The organism is Draconibacterium orientale, from assembly GCF_900111425.1.
Taxonomy (GTDB): domain Bacteria; phylum Bacteroidota; class Bacteroidia; order Bacteroidales; family Prolixibacteraceae; genus Draconibacterium; species Draconibacterium orientale.
This window is the reverse complement of sequence record NZ_FOHT01000072.1, coordinates 1-4843: the sequence shown is the minus strand read 5'-3', so window position 1 is coordinate 4843 and position 4843 is coordinate 1. Positions and strand designations below refer to the sequence as shown.

General features: G+C 38.1%; 2 protein-coding genes. Both read right to left on the bottom strand.

What is annotated here, in order from left to right; genetic code table 11:
- Positions 1–3416: PKD-like domain-containing protein (locus BMW53_RS20435; RefSeq protein WP_139178298.1), on the bottom strand; the 3416-nt coding region annotated here is incomplete at its 3' end.
- 32 nt (positions 3417–3448) lie between these two features.
- On the bottom strand, positions 3449–4021 hold the full coding sequence (locus tag BMW53_RS20425; RefSeq protein ID WP_139178296.1) for a hypothetical protein: 573 nt from the start codon (positions 4019–4021) through the stop codon (positions 3449–3451).
- Between the last annotated feature and the right edge of the window lie 822 nt (positions 4022–4843).

Below are 4843 nucleotides of genomic sequence, written 5' to 3'. Positions count from 1 at the left end.
GTCCAAACGCGGGTGATTGTATAGTTATCGCAAGTTTCCGGTTCGGTGCTTGTTTCCATCATTGCCACAGTAGCTTCGCCACAGTTATCGGTAGCGGTAAGCACAGCTGCAGCAGGAATTGCATCACACTCAACAGTTACATCAGCCGGAAGTTCTTCAACAAATTCAGGAGCGGTATTGTCCTGGATCGAATAGCTTGCTGAAGTGGTGCTTTCATTTCCGCACGCATCTGTAGCTGTAAATATTACTGTTATTGCACCATTGTCACAATCTACGTCATCTTCTTCTCCATAGTTGTTACTCCAGGTAACTCCACTACAATTATCTGTTGCAGTAGCTCCAGCATTATTGGCTAACCAATCTGACAGTTTATTTACTTGATCTATGCCACATTCAATTTCTATGTTACTTAAATTGGTGTTGTCGATTGTTGGATCAGTAGTATCTTCGATAGTAAATACAGCAGTTGTTGTTGCTGTGTTCTGGCATTCGTCGGTAGCAGTAAATGTAACCGTTACGGCACCTGTCGCCCCGCAAAGGTCGCTAAGGTTATTTGCATCGTAATTGTTTGACCATTCAACATCCCCACAAAGGTCAGATGCTGTTGCTCCGGCGGCATTGTTTAACCATGCCTGCAAATCAGCACTCCAGTCATCAGCACACTCTACGGTAAGGTCTTCTTTTTCCGAGTTGTCGATTGTTGGATCAGTATCGTCGATAATTGTGAAAGTTGCATCTTTTGTAATGTCATTTCCACATTCGTCGGTTAAAGTAAATGTAACAGTTTCAGTACCTGTTGCACCACAACCATCGCTTAATCCAGGACTGTTGTGGGTAACTGTTGCTGTACCGCACTCGTCAGTTCCAGAGAAGCTTGCCAACCAGTTTGCAAATGCAGTAGCATTGGTAGCAGGATCGCAGGCAACGCTTGTCATGTCGCTTGGTTCAACTGTCCATGTTGGATCAACATCATCCTCAACCTTCACATCCAAACTACAAGTAGAGCTACATTCATTACTATTGGTAACTGTTAGTTCTAGTGTAAAATCCTCATTGCAACTGCCGGCAATAACTTCAACGGTTTGCTCATCAGACGCACCATTTAATGTGGCAGTTCCTGAGGTAATACTCCAACTGTAAGAATCCATGCCAGCCGGAGCAGAATAAATATTATTTGTGCTGGATGGGCAAACGGAACTACTTCCTGTAATTTCACACGATGGAGGTGCAATTACCGAAACAACAATTGGTGCCCTGTTTGGGCTAATGCAGGCATTTGAAAGTCCTTCAGCAATATAATATGTTGTTTGTCCGGCATTTGCTGTAGAAGGAATAATTGATGTTTGAGCAGTTGTTGAAGGATTGTTATCTGTGTAATAATATAAGTTATATGATGGGTTGCTTGGAGTGGCAGTTAAAGCCACCGCAGCATCATTTAAACAATAGTCAACATCATTTACTGTTGGAGTACTTCTAACATCATCTATAATAATATCGAATACGAAAAAGCAATTTGTTATTCCCGGGGGAATTGCATAATAAGTTGCCGTTCCTATTGTCGCCGGAAATGGATCATCTGCAGTAAATTCTGTTGATTGGTCATTAATAGGATATTCATTGTAAAATCTTGAACCTGGAGGAAAATGTGCTTCGACTTCTGCTACTTGAACAGGCAGGCCATCTCGGTTACAATAATAGAACTCTCTGTTATAATCGTCGGGATCTCCGGTACAATGTTCTCCAACAGCAGCATCATCAAAATCAATATAAAGTGGAGAGGGGATAGGTTCGCCAACACAATTACCGCTTGTCTCATGCCCTTGAATAAATCCATGTTCAAATGGCGTACCGGTAGTCGCTCCAACTCCGCTGGTGGTTCCGGTAATAGCTATTCTTGGAGTACAATTGGGGTTAATTAAAATAGAACAATCCTCTGTTGCTTTTAATTGAAATGAGATACTCGCGAGTAGGTGATCAGGATCAGACGGTAAAGGGAAATTGCCGATATCCCAAACAATAGAGCCTGTTGCCCCTAAGTTAGGATCAAATACAGGTGCTGCATTGCTTGAGTTTAAAGGAGGATAAATAGTTGAACTAATACTATTTTCAACAAAACTTGCTGTATAGGGTATTGGTATTACAATTAAGGTGTTGTCTGTTGCTTCCGTGCCTTTATTTTTAAGCTCTACTTCAATATCCAATATATGCCCGGGATCTGTAAAAAGACTAACTGGATTAGGAACCCCGTTAATAGCTGTGTTTGTAACAATGGCTTCTGTTTCCGGAATATAGGCATCTACGGCAAATACTATACTGAAAATCACATAAGTGTCTTGTGTTGAGCCATATCTGAATTTTGTGGAAGTCTGACTATTTGCAATAACTTCGTTGTCTGTGTTTACCACATTAAACATACTTATATCAAGTCCGGTATTATTCGGTAGGTTTGGATTTCGCAGATTACCTCCGGTTTCGATAGAGCTGTTAAAGAAATTTTCGGTCGTATTTCCTGTATGCGATAAACGCATATAAGAATTATCAACCTGTTTTTGAATTTCAAAGTAGTCGCCCGAAATGCCAACATCGCCTTCTCCTGCCATAAACCCCATTTTGATATCAACGGGCACCATTTCTTCATTAGGTCCTGCCTGAACGGTATTAAATCCGGAGACTTCAAGCGTGTGGTTTGCCGTACTTCCTTGTACATAGGCATATCCATCAAATACCGTAATGTCACGCCATTTCATCTTTGAGTTTTCGTAAACTACTACCAGTCCCCATCCACCATAGTAACCGGTGCTGCCACCGTTGCCCTGAGAAAGTGCCATATCGGCAAGCCAGTATTCACCTTCACCTGCATTTTTTACAATGTCGGTAACTTCAATATAACCGGCGTACATGTCATTATCTCCGGGATATCGAATCTCATCATCGTTAGCTTGTAAAGTTTGGTATGAACCTCCCGGTGCTTTAAACTTCACAGTACGCATAGCAAGCCTTTCAGTTGAACTTAAATTGCTACCGTAATACATTCTTCCGGTCCAGTACAGTCCTGCGTATATTACATTTGAACATCCTGGCAAAGCATCATTTTCTGTTGAGAATTGAAGAGTAGCTGAAGAAGAGTTTTGAGTACTTCCATCAGTATCTTCATCAACATATATCATATAATTCTGACTGTTGTTCCTGTTATCATTATAATTATACAATGTTAGATTTGTATTCCCGATCATTGTAAAATCACCCTTAATGCTATATGTAGTTTTGTTAGGGGTGAATTCAGAAGATCTTGGCTCAAAGGGTTCACGCACCTGGGCAGTGGAAGTAATACCCAAAAGCATAAGAGATAGCGCAAAAATAGCTAATCTCGGCAAGGATCCTTTTCTATTAAGAATATTGTTATTAAATGTTTTCATAATTAAGGAATTTTAGCGTTTTACTTTCGAGCCTAATTCTCTGTTGCTAAAGAATAGATGATGGAAATAGAGGCATCAGCGTTTATCAGTAAATTGTGTATATCTTCATCACTTACTGATATATATGAGAGTATAAAAATATACTTTAGTCTATCGAAGTTTGTAAGAGTTTGAACGTCGATTTGCTGCTGCAAATCACTAGCTTTCTTTATAGAAATAAACAAGAGCTCGGATGTATGAAATCCCGGAATGTCATTTTTTAATATTTCGTTTGAGGACATATCGTCTAATCGAACAACAGATATACCTTCTTCGGAAATGTTAGCTATTGAATTGTTTTCAATAAAGATTGTAGGTTGTAAATCGTACCTAAGTCTCATGAAATGTTCAACATCAATATTCGAATCCGTACTTAATACGCTAATTACTTCCGATCGATTATCAGAAACTTGAAAGATATTACTATTCTGTGCCAGAGAAATACTAAATGTAAACAGGATAAGTACAATTATAAGTTGTATACCTAAAAACCACTTCGTGGTATTTAATTGTGCACAAATGCTTGACTTTCCAGTTAAATCATTGTAAGGGTGAAATTTTTTCATATTGTTGGTGTTATAATTATTTACAGTCATCATTAATGCAGTCAGTATAAATTGACGCATTCAATACACGTGGAGAGTAAATACAATATGAATTGCATTTATTGTCCGTTTGGTTATTAAAAAGTTTGATGTGAAATTGTCCGGAAAGTATGAATAACCCCTTATTTTTTACCTTCTTTAAATTTCAGAATCAATAAATTACTTATGCAAATTATGACATAATATCAAATTATCCAAATAAAAATCAGTAGGGAAATCAGTGCATTTAATCATTGTGTTTTGTTTTTAAGTTCGAGGCGATATAAACAATAGTTGTGCCATTTGTTTTTAGTGTGTAGATATTCAGCATGTTAGCGCTTTTTTTGCTTTCGCTTTCTTGTTTCATAATGGGACAAATGTCTGTGTTTGATAATATTATGAAAGTTATGTTGGTGTTGAAACAAAAGCAGGAGTTTAATAAGAATAATAATTGTAGTAAGTTGGTTTTAATGCTTATACCAATTTGATTATAAAATGCCGTATTGGATATGTCGGTTATTTTCCGTTTGTACAAGGCGAAAAATTTTAGCATAGCCGAGCTACGTTATAATTTTTCAACGCAGTAGAAACGGAAAAGAACAAATTCATATGCGGCATTTTGTGGTCAATTTGGTATTATTTGTAAAGGATGATAAGGTACTGAAAAACAAAACCCAAGCCACAACAAGGAAAGCTGCGACTCGGGTTTTAAACACAACATCAAAATATTTTCGTTAGAAGTATCTTGGCGATACCACTTCTTCTTTCTTAAATCTTAGTTCGTACGATATCATTACTTCGTGT

Coding starts and splice junctions, on each gene's coding strand:
- BMW53_RS20425 (WP_139178296.1), bottom strand. CDS start 4,021: ATGAAAAAATTTCACCCTTACAATGATTTAACTGGAAAGTCAAGCATT.